The organism is Mumia flava (genome assembly GCF_002797495.1).
Taxonomy (GTDB): domain Bacteria; phylum Actinomycetota; class Actinomycetes; order Propionibacteriales; family Nocardioidaceae; genus Mumia; species Mumia flava.
This window is the reverse complement of record NZ_PGEZ01000001.1, coordinates 1,971,264-1,988,891: the sequence shown is the minus strand read 5'-3', so window position 1 is coordinate 1,988,891 and position 17,628 is coordinate 1,971,264. Positions and strand designations below refer to the sequence as shown.

Below are 17,628 nucleotides of genomic sequence, written 5' to 3'. Positions count from 1 at the left end.
ACCATGAAGCCCCGGGTGATCGATGATCGCCCGGGGCTTCCTCGTGCCAGGGGTACAGCTGACGGAACGCCGGTTATGGCGTCTTAGGTATTTGTCGACAAATCAATTAATGGCTTCGACGACGCGTCGCGCAGACGTTCACGCTGATGCGTCGCCGCCAGCCGCAGGGTCCATCAGCGTCACGATCCGCTCCAGGTCGTCGATCGACGCGAACTCGACCGTGATCCTGCCCTTGCTCTTGCCCAGGTCGACCTTGACCCGGGTGTCGAACCGGTCGGACAGCCGCCCGGCCAGGTCGGTCAGCCGAGGCGCGACCGGCTTCGGGCCTCTCGGCCGACGCGTCGGCTCGGGCTCCGAGGTGCCGAGCGCGATGAGCTCCTCGAGCGCGCGGACCGACAGTCCTTCGGCGACGACCCGCTGGGCCAGCTGGTCCTGGCGGTCACGATCCTCGACGCCCACCAGCGCACGGGCGTGCCCCGCGGTCAGCACCCCCGCTGCCACCCGCCGCTGAACGGGCGGGGTGAGGCGCAGGAGCCGCAGCGTGTTGCTGATCTGGGGACGCGATCGCCCGATCCTGCGGGCCAGCTCGTCATGCGTGCAGTCGAAGTCGTCGAGCAGCTGCTGGTAGGCCGCCGCCTCCTCGAGAGGATTGAGCTGCGCGCGGTGAAGGTTCTCCAGGAGCGCGTCCCGGAGCATGTCACTGTCGTCGGTGTCGCGGACGATCGCCGGGATGACGTCGAGTCCGGCCTCCTGGGTGGCGCGCCAGCGGCGCTCCCCCATCACCAGCTCGTACTGCTCGTCCCCGACCGGGCGGACCACGACCGGCTGAAGCAGTCCGATCTCGGAGATCGAGGCGACCAGCTCGGCCATCGGCTCCTCGTCGAACACCTCACGCGGCTGGCGCGGGTTCGGACGGATCGAGGTGACCGGCACCTCCGCGAACCGGGCTCCCTCCACCGGCGTCAGTTCCGGTGCGGTCTCCGCCCTCGGGGCCGAGGTCGCGCTCGAGGCACCACGCCCGCCGTCCTCGCGAGGCTCGGCCTTCGTCGATCCCGCGGCCGTCTCGGACACGGGACCGCCCACGGACGCCCCGGACTCCGGGTCCACGTGGTCGTCACGGCGCCCGTCGGCCGGCGTGGGCTGGTCGGGACGCGCGGGATCGCTGCTCTGCCGGGGAGAATCGGGGTCGGCGGTCGGGATCAGGGCTCCCAGGCCCCGCCCGAGGCCGCGCCGCTGAGGGCTCACGAGGCCGGCTCCGTCGTGGCCGCGTCCGCGATCTCGCGGGCCGCTTCGAGGTAGGACAGGGAGCCCGGCGAGCTCGGGTCGTACGTGATCACGGTCTGCTGATAGCTCGGCGCCTCGGAGATCCGCACGGAGCGCGGGATCGCGGTCCGCAGGACCTGTCCCCCGAAGTAGTTCCGGACCTCGTCGGCGACGCCCGCGCTCAGCCGGGTGCGGGCGTCGTACATCGTCAGCAGGATCGTGCTGAGAGAAAGGGACGGGTTCAGCTGGTCCTTGACCATGTCGATCGTCCGGATCAGCTGGCTGAGTCCCTCGAGCGCGTAGTACTCGCACTGGATCGGGATCATGACCTCGCGCGCCGCCGCCAACGCGTTGACGGTCAGCAGGCCGAGCGAGGGCGGACAGTCGACGAACACGTAGTCGTAGGCGTGGTCGGCCTCGGAGTTGCGTTCGAGGAACTCGTCGAGCGCGCGCTTCAGCCGGACCTCCCGCGCGACCATCGGGACCAGCTCGACCTCGGCACCGGCGAGCTGGATCGACGCGGGGAGGACGTCGAGGTTGTCGACGTCCGGACAGGGCTTGCTGAGATCCTCGATCCGGGCGCCTTCGACCAGCACCTCGTAGACGCCGGGCGTCTCCTCCGAGTGCTCGACGTTCAGCGCCGTTGACGCGTTGCCCTGCGGGTCGAGGTCGACGACGAGGACCCGCAGTCCCTGGCCTGCCATCGAGGCCGCCACGTTGACCGCGGTCGTGGTCTTGCCGACCCCGCCCTTCTGGTTCGCGACGACGATGACGCGCGTCCGGGCCGGCTTCGGCATCGGTCCGGTCGCGCTGGCCAGCTGCTGCCGCGCCAGGTTGTCGGCGACCTCGCGCGCCAACGGCGTATCGATCGCGAACGCTCCGGCGTGGGTGAGCTCGGAGGCTCGCACGACTCCGGGGGGCGAACCTTCCGTCGACTCGGTCACGCTCTCGCTCCCTCTCCGCGCTTAGTTTCACGTGAAACGTCCGGGTCCTGCCATCCCACCGGGAGCGTCGTGTCCGCGACATCGTGCGGGGCGCGCTTCTCGGAGAACCGGGGGTAGCCCAGCCCGCGGACGACTTCGATCTGCATCACGGGATCCTGTCGATCTGGAGGACGGTGGTGGGGGTCTCGACGATGCCTTCACCGTACGTGGTCACGCGGACGTTTGTCCCTCCGGACCGGCGGATGGCGGACCGCGCAGCCGGCACCTCGTCGGAGACCGACGCGCCCTTGATCGCCCACATCGAGCCTCCCGGACGAACGAGCGGCATCGACCACCCGACCAGACGCGGCAGAGGCGCCACCGCACGCGAGGTGACGACGTCGTACGCGCCGTCGACCTCCTCGGCGCGGCCGCGGACCACGTCGACGTTGTCCAGCCCGAGATCGGCCACGACTTCCTCGAGGAAGACCGTACGGCGCAGGAGCGGCTCGATCAGCGTCATCCGGACGTCCGCCCGCGCAATCGCCCACACCAAGCCCGGAAGCCCTGCGCCCGTGCCGACATCGGCGATCTCCGCACCCGACTCCAACGCAGTCGCGACGACGGCGCAGTTCAGCAGGTGGCGGTCCCACAGCCGGGGGACCTCACGCGGCCCGATCAGTCCACGCTCGACGCCGGACGTTGCCAGGGACATCGCGTAGCGCTGTGCGAGGTCCAGCCTGGACCCGAAGAGACTTCCGGCCACGGCCGGAGCCGATGTTTCACGTGAAACATCCATCAGGACGTCGGAAGGACGACCACCCGGCGGTTGGGCTCCTCACCCTCGGACTCGCTCACGAGACCGGCAGCGGCGACCGCGTCGTGCACGACCTTCCGCTCGAACGGTGTCATCGGATCGAGCCTGACGGGCGCACCCGCTTCCTTGGCGGAAGCAACGGCCTCCTCGGCCGCGCGCGTCAGAGCCTCGCGACGCTCGGCGCGGTATCCCGCGACGTCGAGCATCAGCCGCGAGCGCTCTCCGGTCTCGCGGTAGACCGCCAGCCGGGTCAGCTCCTGCAGCGCCTCCAGGACCTCCCCGTCCCGGCCGACCAGCTGCTGGAGCTGGCCGCCCACGACCGAGACGACGGCGCGGTTGCCGTCGACATCCATGTCGATGTCGCCGTCGAGGTCGGCGATGTCGAGCAGGTCCTCGAGGAAGTCGGCAGCCACGTCGCCCTCGTGCTCGAGCCGGTCCAGCCGACTCGGGCGATCCTCGTCAGCCTGCGCGTCGGTCGTGACGTCTTCCACCTGCGACTCACTCACTCGTGCCACCTCCATCTCCTCCGGCCTTGCCCGAGGAGTCGTCCTTCGGTGCAGTCGATCCGCCCGACGGGCGGCGCTGCTGCGGGTTCTTCTTGCGCTGCTGGCGCGACTGCTTCTTCGGCTGCTGCCGACGGATCTGCGCGTCCTCGTCGACCGGGGCCGGCTCGGGCTCCGGCGTCGTGATCTTGCCCTTCTTCACGTCCCGGGCGTGCTTCGCCTCGAACGCCGGGGTGCCGGGCGCCGGGTTGTTCCGGATCACGTAGAACTGCTGGCCCATCGTCCAGGCGTTCGAGGTCGTCCAGTAGATGAGGACGCCCACCGGGAACGCGATGCCACCGACGGCGAAGACGAAGGGGAGGATGTAGAGCAGCATCTTCTGCTGCTGGGCGTACGGCCCGGTCATCGCGTCCTTCGGCATGTTCTTCGACATCAGCTGCCGCTGCGTCAGGAACGTCGTCGCGGTCATCAGCACCACGAGGATCGCGCACACGATCTTGGAGGAGACCTCAGGATCGGTGAACCGGCTCGCGATCTGCACGCCGAGGAAGGTGGCGTTCTGGATCGAGTCGACCTGCTCCTGGGTCAGCACGCCGTACGCGTCGCCGTTCGCGGCGTGGTCGATCACCCGGAACAGGGCGAAGAAGATCGGCATCTGGAGAAGCAGCGGCAGGCAGGACGCGAACGGGTTCGTCCCCGCGTCCTTGAAGAGCTTCATCTGCTCCTGAGCGAGCTTCTCCCGATCGTGCCCGTACTTCTTCTGCAGCTCCTTGATCTTGGGCTGGAGCAGCTGCATGTTGCGGCTGGCCTTGATCTGGCGGACGAACAGCGGGATCAGCAGCGCACGGATCGTGACGGTCAGCCCGACGATCGACAGCGCCCACGTCCAACCGGAGTCCGGATCGAGCCCGATCTGGGTCAGGAGCCAGTGCCAGCCGACCATGATGGCCGAGACCGCGTAGTACAGCGGTTGCATGATCGCGCCGAAGAAGCTGCCGATCGATTCCATGGGTCACACGCCTCGTGGGGAAGTGGGGGACGACGACCCGCCGGCGGCGGATCGAGGGGGGACGGGATCGTAGCCGCCGGCGGTCCAGGGGTGGCATCGCCCGAGTCGGCGCACGGCGAGCCACGAGCCCTTCACGGCGCCATGCGTCTCGACCGCGCCGAGGGCATAGGCCGAGCACGACGGGTAGTAGCGGCAGACCTGCCCGTACAGCGGGCTGATCACGGCTCGGTAGGCCTTGAGCAGGGCGATCAGGACGTACTTCATCGGCCCGACCTCTCGGGGGCCGGCGCGAGCCGGCCGAGCACGCGGTCGAGGTCGGACGACAGAGTCGGGGACGACGCCGTCGCCGCGGCCGGCAGGGCCCGCAGGACCAGGTCCGAGCCGCCCGGGACCGACGTCAGGCGTGGCCGCATCTGCGCACGCAGCCGACGCTTCACCTGGTTGCGGGTCACGGCGTTGCCGACCTGCCGGCCGACCACGAACGCGACGCGCGTGGGCTCGGCGGGGCCACGGACCCCCAAACGAGCGTGGGCGAGGACAGTGCGGGAACCCGCACGACGTCCTCGCCTCGTGGTTGCTCTGATGTCACCGCCGGACCGCAGGCGGTGAGGCGAGCTCAGCACCGCACCGCGTACCGGGTCAGGCCGACAGGCGGGCGCGGCCCTTGCGACGGCGGTCCGCCAGGATGGCGCGACCGGCGCGGGTCCGCATGCGAAGACGGAACCCGTGCTTGCGCGCACGACGGCGGTTGTTCGGCTGGAAGGTGCGCTTGGTCACCGGAATGCTCCCTGCTCGTTGAATCTGGCCACGACACAGCGCAGCCGCTAGTCCGGACGGACGATCGTGCTTCGACGGCCACCGCCCGCCGACGTGCGCGCGCGAAGGGCGCTTCGGCGCACGCAGGCATGCGGCAGTTGTCGACGAACTCGACCTCACCACGGTACGTGGTCGTTCCCAGGACGGTCAAACCACGCCCCACCTGGGCTTGCCCCACGTGACGCGGCGCACCCGAGCGTACCCCCGGGTGGCGAGCCTGTGAGTGCCTGTGGACAATCGGTTGCCGGGGTTCCGTGGTGCTGTTAGCGTCCCGACAAGACGCGGTTATCCACAGGGACAAAACGGGCGGGCGAGCGATCACACGCCTGTGATTCCGGAGTATTCGTGCCAGAAAGACGAGTCTCCACGACCTGTGGAAAACGATGTGGACTCGGGAAACAACCACAACGCGAGGACGGGGCCTGAATGGACGACAGCGAGACGCAGCCGGAGGCGCAACCCGTCGACACCGCCGCTCTGCGAAGCCGGTGGGAGGCCATCACCGACGTCCTCCCGGTGACCACCCGGGCGTGGGTCGCCAGCTCCGTGCCGCTCGCCCTGCACGACAACACCCTGCTCGTTGCCGTGCCCAACGACTTCACCCGGACCCAGATGGAGGTACGGCTGCGGTCGCAGCTCGAGGAGGCGCTCTCCCAGTCGTTCGACCGGCCGATCCGGATCGCGGTCACCGTCGACCCGGACGCCCTGCCCGCGTCCCGGACGCCGACGCCCGGGTCGGAATTGTCGACAAGTCCCCATTCCTACGAGCCGGAGCCCGCTCCCGAGCCGACTCCGCCCGAGGCGGACGAGCCGACCCACAGCGCGCGCGACCGGCGGCCCGCCGGCGACGAGACCTCGCCGCAGGCCGCCTTCGTCCCGACCCGCCCGACGAACCGTCCGGCGCAGGCGAACGGCGCAGACACCCGGCTCAACCCTCGGTACCACTTCGAGAACTTCGTCATCGGCTCCTCCAACCGGTTCGCGCACGCGGCCGCGGTCGCGGTCGCCGAGGCGCCCGGCAAGGCCTACAACCCGTTGATGATCTACGGCGAGTCGGGCCTCGGCAAGACGCACCTCCTGCACGCGATCGGGCACTACGTGCGCAGCCTCTACGCGAACGCCCGGGTCCGCTACGTGAGCACCGAAGAGTTCACGAACGACTTCATCAACGCGATCCGCGACGACCGGATGCCCGCGCTGCAACGCCGGTACCGCGACACCGATGTCCTCCTGATCGACGACATCCAGTTCCTCGAGGGCAAGATCCAGACCCAGGAGGAGTTCTTCCACACCTTCAACACGCTGCACGGCTCGAACAAGCAGATCGTCATCACCTCGGACCGACCGCCCCGGGGCCTCGAGTCGCTCGAGGACCGGCTGCGCAGCCGGTTCGAGTGGGGACTCACCACCGACGTGCAGCCGCCCGACCTCGAGACCCGGATCGCCATCCTGAGCAAGAAGGCGGAGATCGAGAAGCTGGTCGTGCCGCCCGAGGTCCTCGAATTCATCGCCAGCCGGATCCAGACGAACATCCGCGAGCTCGAGGGCGCTCTGATCCGAGCGACGGCGTTCGCGAGCCTCAACCACCAGCCCGTCGACCTCTCGCTCGCCGAGATCGTCCTGAAGGACCTCATCCCCGAGGGGGGCGAGCCGGAGATCACCGCCGGCCTCATCATCGCGCAGACCGCGAACTACCTCGAGTACTCCATCGAGGAGATCTGCGGGGCCAGCCGCTCGCGCGGCCTCGTCCAGGCGCGCCAGATCGCGATGTACCTGTGCCGTGAGCTCACCGACCTCTCGCTGCCGAAGATCGGCCAGCACTTCGGCGGTCGCGACCACACGACCGTCATGTACGCCGAGCGGAAGATCCGCACGCTGATGGGCGAGCGTCGGACGGTCTTCAACCATGTCACCGAGCTCACCAACCGGATCAAGCAGCAGGCGCGCCAGGCCGGCTGAGGTCTCGAGCCACCCGCAACCGCGGATTCTTGTGTTCCCACACTTGGGGAAACTCCTGGGGAAAACACGGGATCCGGGTGGACGACCCACCCGGTCACCGGTGGACGGGTTGGGGAGGACGCCCGCTCCGTCCACCGCCGTCCCCCACCGAGCGCCGTCCGTCCCCCAGCTCGTCCACGAGGGCAAAGAGTGCCTGACCAGCGCCGACGAAGGTTCTCCACAGTTTCGACAGTGGCGAAGACGATGATGAGAACAACAAGATCTCTCCCGTACGACGAAGTCCTCCACAGCTCCGACCTGGGGATGAAGGACCAGATGTCCCTGAGTGGTCGGGTGCCGGTCGGGCGTGGCAGGATTCCCAACAACGTGTCGTTCCGCCCGCACAGCGTCGTGGCGACCCGACCCGCTCGGCCTGTCCAGACCCAGACCCGGAGGCTCTCCGCGTGAAGTTCCGCATCGATCGCGACGCGCTGGCGGACGCCGTCGCATGGACGGCGCGCAGCCTGCCCGTCCGACCCCCGAGCGTCCCGGTGCTGGCCGGTCTCATGGTCGAGAGCACCGACGGCGGGATCGCCCTGTCGGGGTTCGACTACGAGACCTCGGCCAGGACGACCGTCGACGCCGACGTCGCCGACGAAGGTCGCGTCCTCGTGTCGGGTCGGCTGCTGGCCGACATCTGCAAGTCCCTCCCGTCCCGGCCGGTCGACGTCGTCCTGGACGGCCCGAAGGTGTCGGTCACCTGCGGGAGTGCGCGCTTCAGCCTCCAGACGATGCCCGTCGCCGACTACCCCGCCCTCCCGGCCGTCCCGAACGCCGCGGGGACGGTCAGTGCCGACGAGTTCGCGACCGCCGTCGGCCAGGCGGTCGCGGCCGCGGGACGTGACGACGTGCTCGCCCTGCTGACCGGAGTCCGGATCGAGTTCGAGGGCTCGACCATCGCCCTGCTCGCCACGGACCGGTTCCGCGCGAGCCTGCGCGAGCTCCCGTGGTTCCCGAACGACCCCGCGCTCTCGACCTCCGCGGTCGTCCCCGCCAAGGCCCTCTCCGACATCGCGAAGTCGTTCACCGCGGGCGGCGACCTGACGATCGCCGTCTCGGGTCAGGACGACGGGCAGAGCCTGATCGGGTTCGAGGGCTCGACCGCCGCCGGCACCCGGCGTACGACGACGCGGCTGCTCGAGGGCGAGTTCCCCAAGGTGCGCCAGCTGTTCTCCGCGGCCTCGGAGACCGTCGCGTACGTCGGCACCGCCGACCTCGTCGATGCCGTTCGCCGTGTCTCGCTCGTCGCGGAGCGCAACACGCCTGTGCGGATGACGTTCTCCGAGGGCCAGGTGCTGCTGGAGGCGGGCAGCGGCGACGACGCGCAGGCCCAGGAGACCCTCGAGGCGACCGTGGAGGGCGAGGGCCTGGCGATCGGCTTCAACCCGACCTTCCTCCTCGAAGGACTGCAGGTTCTCGGGAAGCCGATGGTCCACATGTCGTTCACCCAGCCCAGCCGGCCGGCGTCCCTGGCCGGGGTCCAGGAGGCGGGTGAGCAGCCCGGCTCGACGTTCCGCTACCTGATCATGCCGGTGCGACTGCCCAGCTGAGTGCTCGCGCCGCAGGACCCGACCCACGAAGGAGCACCGATGCACATCGGACTGATCGGACTCGGCAAGATGGGCGGCAACATGCGCGAGCGGATGCGTCGCGCGGGGATCACCGTCGTCGGCTTCGACCGGGACGCGTCGCTGTGCGACGTGACGTCCCTCGGCGCGCTGGTCGAGGCGCTGCCGGCGCCACGCGTGGTGTGGGTGATGGTGCCCTCCGGCGACCCGACCCACGAGACCATCGCCCAGCTGCGTGGCCTGATGGATGCCGGCGACGTGGTCGTCGACGGCGGCAACTCCCGCTGGACCGACGACAAGCGGCACGCGGACGAGCTGGCCGAGCGCGGGATCGGTTTCGTCGACTGCGGCGTGAGCGGGGGCGTGTGGGGCCTGCAGGAGGGCTACGCGCTGATGGTGGGCGGATCCGCCGACCACATCGAGCTGGTCCAGCCGGCCTTCGACGCGCTGCGGCCGAGCCCGGAGTCGGGGTTCGTCCGCGCCGGCGGCGTCGGGGCGGGCCACTTCGCGAAGATGGTCCACAACGGCATCGAGTACGGCATGATGCAGTCCTACGCCGAGGGGTACGAGCTCCTGGAGAAGGCGGACCTGGTGGAGAACGTCCCGGAGGTGTTCGACTCCTGGCGCGAGGGCACCGTGATCCGGTCGTGGCTCCTGGACCTGTTCGCCGCCGCGCTCGCGGACGACCCGGACCTGGCCCGCCTGCGCGGGTACGCCGACGACTCCGGCGAGGGACGCTGGACGCTCGAGGCCGCGATCGAGCACGCGGTCCCGATGAACGCGATCGCCGCATCGCTGTTCGCCCGCTTCGCCTCGCGTCAGGACGACTCGCCGGCGATGAAGGCGATCGCGGCGATGCGCAACCAGTTCGGCGGTCACGCGGTCCACACGCAGTAGTCCCGTGCACGTCACCCGCCTGTCGCTGCACGACTTCCGGTCGTACCCCGAGCTCGAGCTCGACCTCGCGCCGGGCGTCGGGACGTTCGTGGGGTCGAACGGCCAGGGCAAGACGAACCTCGTCGAGGCGATCGACTACCTCGCGACGCTCGGGTCGCACCGCGTCTCGTCGGACGCGCCGCTGGTCCGGGTCGGCGCCGACCGTGCGGTCGTGCGCGCGAGGGTCGTCCGGGACACCCGCGAGGCGGTGCTCGAGATCGAGATCACGCCCGGTCGGGCCAACCGTGCCCGGGTGAACCGCGCGCCGCTCCCCCGTACCCGCGACCTGCTCGGCTGGGTGCGCTCGGTCGTCTTCTCTCCCGAGGACCTGGCGCTGGTGAAGGGCGACCCCGGTGAGCGGCGCCGCTTCCTCGATGCCCTGCTGGTGCTGCGCAGCCCGCGGATGGCGGGCGTGCGCGCGGACTACGAGCGAGCGCTGCGCCAGCGCAACTCCCTGCTCAAGTCCGCACGTGCCGCCGGGCGCAACGCCGCTCTGGGGACCCTCGACGTGTGGGACGAGCAGCTCGCCGCGTTCGGCGGCGAGATCCTCGCCGCACGGATGAGGCTCGTCGACGAGCTCCAGCCCTACCTCGCGGACTCCTACGCCGCCGTCGCGGCGTCGGCCGCCGCCGATCGCGCGCAGGCCGTCGCGGCGTACCGTCCGTCGTTCGACGCACCGCCCACCCGTGACCGCGCCGAGCTCACGCAGGCCCTGGCCGAGCAGATGCGGGTCCGCCGCGGGGAGGAGATCGACCGCGGGGTGAGCCTGGTCGGGCCGCACCGCGACGAGCTGGTGCTGTCGCTCGGCGAGATGCCTGCGAAGGGGTACGCCAGCCACGGGGAGTCGTGGTCGTTCGCGCTCGCGCTGAGGCTCGGGTCGTACGACCTGGTGCGGGCCGACGGCGACGACCCGATCCTCGTGCTGGACGACGTGTTCGCCGAGCTCGACCGCGACCGGCGTGCGCACCTGGCCGAGCGCGTCGTCGGTGCCGAGCAGGTGCTGGTGACGGCTGCGGTGGCCGACGACGTCCCCGAGCAGCTGCGGGGTCGGCGGTACGTCGTCGGCGACGGGTCGGTGAAGGTCGAGGGCGACGATGGGTGAGCCGACGCCGGACGGTCCGCCCGATCAGGACCGGCCCGGCACGGCGGGTGAGCAGGGTGCGGCGGGTGAGCAAGGTGAGACGTCCGGCGACGGCCTCGACCTCGCGCGGAGCATCGCCCGCCGGTATCGCACCGTGGGCCCCGAGTCGACGGGCCGCGGTGCGGCGGCGGGCGGATCGTCGGCCGGCGGGGCAGGAGCGTCGCGGCGGCGCCGCCGCAGGTCCGCACCGCAGTCGAGCGGTGCCGGGCCCGACGACCGCGACCCGCAGCTGCTCGCGGCGACGCTCGGCCGCCTGGTCGACGAGCGCGGCTGGGAGACCGAGGTCGCCGTGCACGGGGTGTTCGGGCGGTGGACCCAGATCGTCGGTGCGGAGATCGCCGCGCACTGCCGGCCGGTGCGCTACGCCGACGCCGAGCTGTGGGTGGTGGCGGACTCGACGGCGTGGGCGACCCAGCTGAGGATGCTCGCGCCCCGTCTCGTCGCGCGGCTCAACGAGCAGCTCGGTGACGGCACCGTGGTGCGGATCAACGTCCGCGGTCCGCAGGCTCCGAGCTGGACGAAGGGCGGGCGGAGCGTGCGTGGACGCGGTCCGCGTGACACCTACGGCTGACGGTGCGCGAGGCGGGCCGGTGTCGCCAGGGCACCGCCGACGTCCCCGCTCAGCGCGCGAAGACGGCCGACAGCCGCTCGAAGACCGTGACGGCGACCGCCGAGGCCAGCCCGGTCAGCGCGAGGACCGCCGCCGCGGGGGCGAAGCCGGACCAGCCGCCGTCCGGGCGGACGCCGACGAGGACCAGCACGACGCCGGCGAGGGCCGCGCCGGTAACCGACCAGACGAGGGTCCCGAGGAAGGAACCGCCGGCGCTCCCCCCTCGCCGGACCGCGAGCGCCGCGACGGCGAAGGCGCCCCAGGCCAGGCAGACCGCGAGCGCCGCCACCACGTCGGCGGGGCGGTGCCAGCCGGCGACGATCGTCGAGACTCCCGTGAGCACGATCCCGGCCGAGCCGGCCGCGGCGACCATCCAGCGAAGTCCCCGGGGGCTGACCAGGAGGGCCGCGAGGACCATCGACGCGGCCGCGGTCGTGTGCCCGCTCGGCAGGCTGTTGACGTACCAGCCGTACCCGTAGTCGGGGCGGTCGAGGACCGCGTGCTTGAGGATCTGCGTGGTGACGTTCGCGGCCACCACGAGACCGACGGCGGCCAGGGCCGCGGCGAACCTCCGCCGGAGCAGCGCCATCGCCACCAGCACCGCCATCACGAGCACCATCGATGCGAGGGAGACGTACCCGAGGACCCCGAGCAGCGTCTCGAGCGTCTCGGCGCGGGCGTAGACCGCCTCCATCGCGGCCTCGTCGACCTGCTGACCGCGAGGCGTCTGGAGCATCCACACGACGTCCGCCACCAGGATCCCCACCGAGGTCACCAGCAGTGCGAGGGCAGCTGCGAACGTCCGTCCGCCGGAGCGCTCGTGCCCGGCGGACGGGGCTCGTGCCACCGTCGGAGACGCCATGCCTCCACTCTGCCGCATCTCGACAACCGGCGGGCGCCGCGCCCGCAGCCTGACACCTGCCTCACAGGCGGTCTGCGCGCCCGGAACCGCATACGGGGCATCAACGGGCGGCTGTCGGGGCGTCTCAGGTGGCATCTGAGGCCTCTGACGCACGTCTGAGGGCCGGACGGCCCTGTGTTCCGCGCCGTTGGAGGGGGCTCAGCGGCCCCCTAGCGGGTATACTCGACACCGACGTCCCGGCCGTACGCCGACACTCGGCTGCCTTGCATCGGTCGGGACGTGTCATGAGTGCACCGCGATGAGGAGGCCACCGGATCGTGAGCGAGTCGATCCCCACCCCCGAGACCGACCAGTCCGCACCGGCAGCCTCCTACGACGCCGGGGACATCCAGGTCCTCGAGGGTCTCGAGGCCGTGCGCAAGCGCCCGGGCATGTACATCGGATCGACCGGCGAGCGCGGCCTCCACCACCTCGTCTACGAGGTCGTGGACAACTCGGTCGACGAGGCCTTGGCCGGCTACTGCGACACGATCGAGGTCACGATGCTCGCCGACGGCGGCATCCGGGTCGTGGACAACGGGCGCGGCATCCCGGTGAAGGACCACCCGACCGAGAAGATCCCGACCGTGACGCTGGTGCTGACCTCGCTGCACGCCGGCGGCAAGTTCGGCGGCGGCGGTTACAAGGTGTCCGGCGGGCTCCACGGTGTCGGTGTCTCGGTCGTGAACGCCCTGTCGACGAAGCTGCACGTCGAGGTCGCCCGCGACGGGTACGTCTGGCGGCAGTCGTTCACCTACGGCGCACCCGACGGACCGCTGGAGCGCGGCGAGCCGACCGACCGGACGGGCACGACCACGACGTTCTACGCCAGCGACGAGATCTTCGAGACGACGACGTACTCGTTCGAGACCCTCGCGAACCGTTTCCGCGAGATGGCCTTCCTCAACAAGGGTCTGTCCATCGCGATCCGCGACGAGCGCCCGTCCGCCGGCGAGGTCGCCGACGCCGTGCAGAGCACCGAGACCGCAGAGTCGGCCGCGACCGAGGACAGCGTCTCGGGCGGGTCGGCCGAGGGCGCGATGGAGCGGCGCTTCCGCTACGACGACGGCCTGATCGACTACGTGCACCACATCAACACGGGCAGCCGGTCGCCGATGACCCGTGACGTGATCGCGTTCGAGGCGGAGAACGAGGAGTCCGGGCTCAGCCTGGAGCTCGCGATGCAGTGGAACACCTCGTTCTCCGAGTCCGTGCACACGTTCGCGAACACGATCAACACCCACGAGGGCGGCACCCACGAGGAGGGCTTCCGCGCTGCGCTGACCTACACGGTGAACAAGTTCGCCGAGGACCAGGGCCTGATCAAGAAGCGCGAGGACCGGCTCTCCGGCGACGACATCCGCGAGGGTCTCACCGCGATCATCTCGATCAAGCTCGCGGAGCCGCAGTTCGAGGGCCAGACGAAGACGAAGCTCGGCAACACCGAGGCGCGCTCGTACGTCCAGACGGTGGTCAACGACCACCTCGGCGCGTGGTTCGAGCAGAACCCGGCCGAGGGCAAGGCGATCGTGCGCAAGGGCATCGACGCCGCCGCCGTACGGATGGCCGCGCGCAAGGCGCGCGACCTGGCCCGCAACCGCAAGAGCCTGCTCGGCGGTGCCGGTCTGCCCGGCAAGCTCGCCGACTGCTCGTCGCGCAACCCCGAGGAGTGCGAGCTCTTCGTGGTCGAGGGCAACTCCGCCGGAGGCTCGGCGAAGGGTGGCCGTGACCCGCGGATCCAGGCGATCCTCCCGCTGCGCGGCAAGATCCTGAACGTCGAGAAGGCCCGGATCGACAAGATCCTCCAGAACGCCGAGGTGCAGGCGATCATCTCCGCGCTCGGCACCGGGGTCACCGACGACTTCGACATCGCCAAGCTGCGCTATCACAAGATCGTGCTGATGGCCGACGCCGACGTCGACGGCCAGCACATCTCGACCCTGCTGCTGACCCTGCTGTTCCGGTTCATGAAGCCGCTGATCGACGGCGGGTACGTCTACCTCGCCCAGCCACCGCTCTACCGCATCAAGTGGACGAACTCCTCCCACGAGCTGGCGTACTCCGACCGCGAGCGCGACGGGCTGCTCGAGTCCGGCCGCGCTGCCGGCAAGCGTCTCCCGAAGGAGGCGCCGGTCCAGCGGTACAAGGGTCTGGGCGAGATGAACGACCACGAGCTGTGGGAGACCACGATGGACCCGGAGCAGCGGATCCTGCGCCAGGTCACGCTCGACGACGCGGCGAACGCCGACGAGATCTTCACCGTGCTGATGGGCGAGGACGTCGAGCAGCGGCGTGCGTTCATCCAGCGCAACGCCAAGGACGTCCGCTTCCTGGACATCTGACCCAGCCTCGACCTCGGGCGGAGCCCGGCACCTGATCCCAGGCCTCCCGTGACGCGTCAGCCGACCACCCCGTACGAAGGAACCACCACGTGACCGAGACACCCGCACCGCAGGGCCGCATCGAGCGGGTCGAGCTGCAGACGGAGATGCAGCGGTCGTACATCGACTACGCGATGAGCGTCATCGTCGCCCGCGCGCTGCCGGACGTCCGTGACGGGCTCAAGCCCGTGCACCGCCGCGTCCTCTACGCGATGTACGACGGCGGCTACCGCCCCGACCGCGGCTACAGCAAGTGCTCGCGTGTCGTCGGCGACGTGATGGGCCAGTACCACCCGCACGGCGACACCGCGATCTACGACACCCTCGTCCGTCTGGCGCAGCCGTGGGTGCTGCGCTACCCGATGGTCGACGGGCAGGGCAACTTCGGGTCGCCCGGCAACGACGACGCAGCGGCGATGCGCTACACCGAGTGCCGGATGGCGCCGATCGCGATGGAGATGGTCCGCGACATCGAGAAGGAGACCGTCGACTTCACCCCGAACTACGACGGTCGCTCGCTCGAGCCGACGGTCCTTCCGGCACGGATCCCGAACCTGCTGGTGAACGGCTCGGCCGGGATCGCGGTCGGGATGGCGACGAACATCCCGCCGCACAACCTCCGCGAGGTGGCCGCCGGCGCGATCTGGGCGCTGGAGCACCCCGACGCGACCCGCGAGGACCTGCTCGAGGCGTTGATGGAGCGGATCAAGGGTCCCGACTTCCCGACCCACGGCCTGATCGTCGGGACGAAGGGCATCGAGGACGTCTACCGCACCGGTCGCGGCTCGGTCACGATGCGTGCCGTCGTCGACATCGAGGAGGACGGCAAGGGCAAGATCTCCTTGGTCGTCAAGGAGCTCCCGTACCAGGTCAACCCGGACAACCTCCTCCAGAAGATCGCCGATCTGGTGAACTCCGGCCGGGTCCAGGGGATCGCGGACGTCCGTGACGAGTCGAGCTCGCGGGTGGGTCGCCGCCTCGTCGTGGAGCTGCGCCGCGACGCCGTCGCTCGGGTCGTCCTGAACAACCTCTACAAGCACACCGAGCTCCAGACCAACTTCTCCGCGAACATGCTCGCGCTCGTCGACGACGTGCCGCGCACCCTGACGCTCGACCAGTTCGTGACGCACTGGGTCGACCACCAGGTCGAGGTCGTCCGCCGGCGCACCGAGTACCTCCTGCGCAAGGCCGAGGAGCGTGCGCACATCCTGCGCGGCCTGGTCAAGGCGCTCGACATGCTCGACGAGGTCATCGCGCTGATCCGGGCGAGCCAGACCACCGAGGACGCGAGCGACGGCCTGATCCGGCTGCTCGAGATCGACGAGGCGCAGGCCCGGGCGATCCTCGACATGCAGCTGAGGCGGCTGGCCGCCCTGGAGCGCCAGAAGATCATCGACGAGCTGGCCGAGCTCGAGGAGACGATCGCCGACTACCGCGACATCCTCGCCAACATCGCGCGGCAGCGCTCGATCGTGGCCGACGAGCTCGGTGAGATCGTCGAGAAGTACGGCGACGAGCGCCGCAGCCGGATCATCCCGGCGGACGGCGACCTGTCGATGGAGGACCTGATCCCCGACGAGGACGTCGTGGTGACGATCACGCGCGGCGGGTACGTCAAGCGCACGCGGACCGACCTGTACCGCGTGCAGAAGCGCGGCGGCCGGGGCGTCCGGGGCGCGACGCTGCGCGGCGACGACGTCGTCGACCACCTGTTCGCCACCACGACGCACCAGTGGATCCTGTTCTTCACCACCGCAGGCCGCGTCTACCGCGCGAAGGCGTACCAGCTCCCCGAGGCGGGTCGCGACGCCAAGGGCGGTCACGTCGCCGGGCTGCTGCAGTTCCAGCCCGACGAGCAGATCGCCCAGGTGCTCGCGATCCGTGACTACGAGCAGTCCCCGTACCTCGTGCTCGCCACCCGCAACGGCCTGGTCAAGAAGACTCCGCTGATCGAGTACAACAGCGCCCGGCAGGCCGGCGTGATCGCTCTGAACTTCCGCGATCCCGACGACGCGCTGGTGGGTGCGGAGCTGGTGAGCTCCGACGACGACCTGATCCTGTTCTCCCGCAAGGGGCAGTCGATCCGGTTCACCGCCGACGACGAGCAGCTGCGCCCGATGGGCCGGGCGACGTCCGGTGTGACCGGGATGAAGTTCCGTGACGGCGACGAGCTGCTGTCGATGCGGGTGATCCCACCGGGCACCGAGGAGGAGGCGGACTACGTCTTCACCGCGACGGACGGCGGGTACGCGAAGAAGACTCCGGTCGCCCAGTACCGCGTGCAGGGGCGTGGCGGCCTCGGGATCAAGGCCATGAAGCTCCACGACGACCGAGGTAGCCTGGTCGGCGCCGTGGTCGTCGACGACGACGACGAGATCATCGCGATCAAGGCGAGCGGCCAGGTGACGCGGTCTCGCGTGGCGGACGTCTCCGAGACCGGACGTGACACCATGGGCGTGAAGTTCGTCGGTGTGCGGGGGGACGACGAGGTGGTCGCACTCACGCGGAATGAGGAGAACTCGACACTGTTGGATACTGTCGAGGAGTCCGACGCCGAGGAGAACCCTGAGGCGACAGCGTCGCGCAGCGACGATTCCGACGCCGAGGAGGCGAGATGACGGACCGCAAGCCGAACGCGCCTGCGCCGCAGCGGCCACGCCAGAACGCACCCGAGTCCAGCTCGACCAACGGGGGCCAGCGCCCGTCGCGGCCGACCCCGGGGAGCCTGACCCCGACGCCACCGTCGCCTCCGACGACGAACG

General features: G+C 70.2%; 16 protein-coding genes. 7 read left to right on the top strand and 9 right to left on the bottom strand.

What is annotated here, in order from left to right; translation table 11 throughout:
- Nucleotides 1-138 precede the first annotated feature (138 nt).
- The 8 genes from CLV56_RS09380 to rpmH form a co-directional block, all read right to left on the bottom strand.
- Nucleotides 139-1,245 (bottom strand): ParB/RepB/Spo0J family partition protein, encoded by a 1,107-nt coding sequence (locus CLV56_RS09380; RefSeq protein WP_039363272.1) that lies wholly within the window; start codon nt 1,243-1,245, stop codon nt 139-141.
- Nucleotides 1,242-2,207, bottom strand: coding sequence for a ParA family protein (locus CLV56_RS09375; protein WP_425437706.1), 966 nt, complete (start codon nt 2,205-2,207; stop codon nt 1,242-1,244). Before CLV56_RS09375 ends, CLV56_RS09380 begins: the two co-directional genes overlap by 4 nt.
- 145 nt (nt 2,208-2,352) lie before the next feature.
- On the bottom strand, nt 2,353-2,952 hold the full coding sequence (gene rsmG / locus CLV56_RS09370) for a 16S rRNA (guanine(527)-N(7))-methyltransferase RsmG (RefSeq protein ID WP_039363270.1): 600 nt from the start codon (nt 2,950-2,952) through the stop codon (nt 2,353-2,355).
- A gap of 32 nt (nt 2,953-2,984) precedes the next feature.
- Nucleotides 2,985-3,524 carry a Jag family protein gene (locus CLV56_RS09365; protein ID WP_100415109.1) on the bottom strand — a complete coding sequence of 180 codons (540 nt, stop codon included), beginning with the start codon at nt 3,522-3,524 and terminating at the stop codon, nt 2,985-2,987.
- Nucleotides 3,502-4,515: a membrane protein insertase YidC gene (gene yidC / locus CLV56_RS09360; RefSeq protein ID WP_100414736.1), complete on the bottom strand. Its 1,014-nt coding sequence runs from the start codon at nt 4,513-4,515 to the stop codon at nt 3,502-3,504. The genes CLV56_RS09365 and yidC overlap by 23 nt, the downstream gene beginning before the upstream one ends.
- A 3-nt stretch (nt 4,516-4,518) precedes the next feature.
- Nucleotides 4,519-4,779, bottom strand: coding sequence for a membrane protein insertion efficiency factor YidD (yidD, locus tag CLV56_RS09355; RefSeq protein WP_039363265.1), 261 nt, complete (start codon nt 4,777-4,779; stop codon nt 4,519-4,521).
- Complete coding sequence (gene rnpA / locus CLV56_RS09350) at nt 4,776-5,138, bottom strand: ribonuclease P protein component (protein WP_039363262.1); 363 nt, start codon at nt 5,136-5,138, stop codon at nt 4,776-4,778. The genes yidD and rnpA overlap by 4 nt, the downstream gene beginning before the upstream one ends.
- A 16-nt stretch (nt 5,139-5,154) precedes the next feature.
- Entirely contained in the window at nt 5,155-5,292 is a 138-nt protein-coding gene (gene rpmH / locus CLV56_RS09345; RefSeq protein ID WP_039363259.1) for a 50S ribosomal protein L34, read from the bottom strand.
- A 465-nt stretch (nt 5,293-5,757) separates the two neighbouring features.
- Between rpmH and dnaA the strand changes: the two genes are divergently transcribed.
- From dnaA to CLV56_RS09315, 5 genes are all read left to right on the top strand, one after another.
- Nucleotides 5,758-7,290, top strand: coding sequence for a chromosomal replication initiator protein DnaA (gene dnaA / locus CLV56_RS09340; RefSeq protein ID WP_039363255.1), 1,533 nt, complete (start codon nt 5,758-5,760; stop codon nt 7,288-7,290).
- A gap of 443 nt (nt 7,291-7,733) precedes the next feature.
- A complete protein-coding gene (gene dnaN / locus CLV56_RS09330; RefSeq protein WP_039363248.1) occupies nt 7,734-8,879 on the top strand; it encodes a DNA polymerase III subunit beta in 1,146 nt (381 codons plus the stop codon).
- Nucleotides 8,880-8,918: 39 nt separating this feature from the next.
- Nucleotides 8,919-9,794: a phosphogluconate dehydrogenase (NAD(+)-dependent, decarboxylating) gene (gene gnd / locus CLV56_RS09325; protein WP_039363246.1), complete on the top strand. Its 876-nt coding sequence runs from the start codon at nt 8,919-8,921 to the stop codon at nt 9,792-9,794.
- 4 nt (nt 9,795-9,798) lie between these two features.
- The gene (recF, locus tag CLV56_RS09320; protein ID WP_039363244.1) at nt 9,799-10,935 is read left to right on the top strand and encodes a DNA replication/repair protein RecF; all 1,137 of its coding nucleotides are present in this window, start codon (nt 9,799-9,801) and stop codon (nt 10,933-10,935) included.
- Nucleotides 10,928-11,545 carry a DciA family protein gene (locus tag CLV56_RS09315; protein WP_039363241.1) on the top strand — a complete coding sequence of 206 codons (618 nt, stop codon included), beginning with the start codon at nt 10,928-10,930 and terminating at the stop codon, nt 11,543-11,545. Before recF ends, CLV56_RS09315 begins: the two co-directional genes overlap by 8 nt.
- Nucleotides 11,546-11,594: 49 nt before the next feature.
- Here the strand turns inward: CLV56_RS09315 and CLV56_RS09310 are convergent, their stop codons facing one another.
- On the bottom strand, nt 11,595-12,446 hold the full coding sequence (locus tag CLV56_RS09310) for a phosphatase PAP2 family protein (protein WP_157805121.1): 852 nt from the start codon (nt 12,444-12,446) through the stop codon (nt 11,595-11,597).
- A 317-nt stretch (nt 12,447-12,763) separates the two neighbouring features.
- Here CLV56_RS09310 and gyrB point away from each other — a divergent pair, with 317 nt between their 5' ends.
- Both gyrB and gyrA read left to right on the top strand, forming a co-directional pair.
- Nucleotides 12,764-14,827 (top strand): DNA topoisomerase (ATP-hydrolyzing) subunit B, encoded by a 2,064-nt coding sequence (gene gyrB / locus CLV56_RS09305; RefSeq protein WP_281254211.1) that lies wholly within the window; start codon nt 12,764-12,766, stop codon nt 14,825-14,827.
- A gap of 146 nt (nt 14,828-14,973) precedes the next feature.
- Nucleotides 14,974-17,484 carry a DNA gyrase subunit A gene (gyrA, locus tag CLV56_RS09300; protein WP_245857882.1) on the top strand — a complete coding sequence of 837 codons (2,511 nt, stop codon included), beginning with the start codon at nt 14,974-14,976 and terminating at the stop codon, nt 17,482-17,484.
- Nucleotides 17,485-17,628 lie beyond the last annotated feature (144 nt).

What these genes read in the sequence shown, in the direction of transcription:
- CLV56_RS09310 (WP_157805121.1), bottom strand. Translation starts at nt 12,446, where the DNA reads ATGGCGTCTCCGACGGTGGCACGAGCCCCGTCCGCCGGGCACGAGCGC.
- CLV56_RS09315 (WP_039363241.1), top strand. Translation starts at nt 10,928, where the DNA reads ATGGGTGAGCCGACGCCGGACGGTCCGCCCGATCAGGACCGGCCCGGC.
- CLV56_RS09365 (WP_100415109.1), bottom strand. Translation starts at nt 3,524, where the DNA reads ATGGAGGTGGCACGAGTGAGTGAGTCGCAGGTGGAAGACGTCACGACC.
- gnd (WP_039363246.1), top strand. Translation starts at nt 8,919, where the DNA reads ATGCACATCGGACTGATCGGACTCGGCAAGATGGGCGGCAACATGCGC.
- yidD (WP_039363265.1), bottom strand. Translation starts at nt 4,779, where the DNA reads ATGAAGTACGTCCTGATCGCCCTGCTCAAGGCCTACCGAGCCGTGATC.
- yidC (WP_100414736.1), bottom strand. Translation starts at nt 4,515, where the DNA reads ATGGAATCGATCGGCAGCTTCTTCGGCGCGATCATGCAACCGCTGTAC.
- gyrA (WP_245857882.1), top strand. Translation starts at nt 14,974, where the DNA reads ATGCAGCGGTCGTACATCGACTACGCGATGAGCGTCATCGTCGCCCGC.
- dnaA (WP_039363255.1), top strand. Translation starts at nt 5,758, where the DNA reads ATGGACGACAGCGAGACGCAGCCGGAGGCGCAACCCGTCGACACCGCC.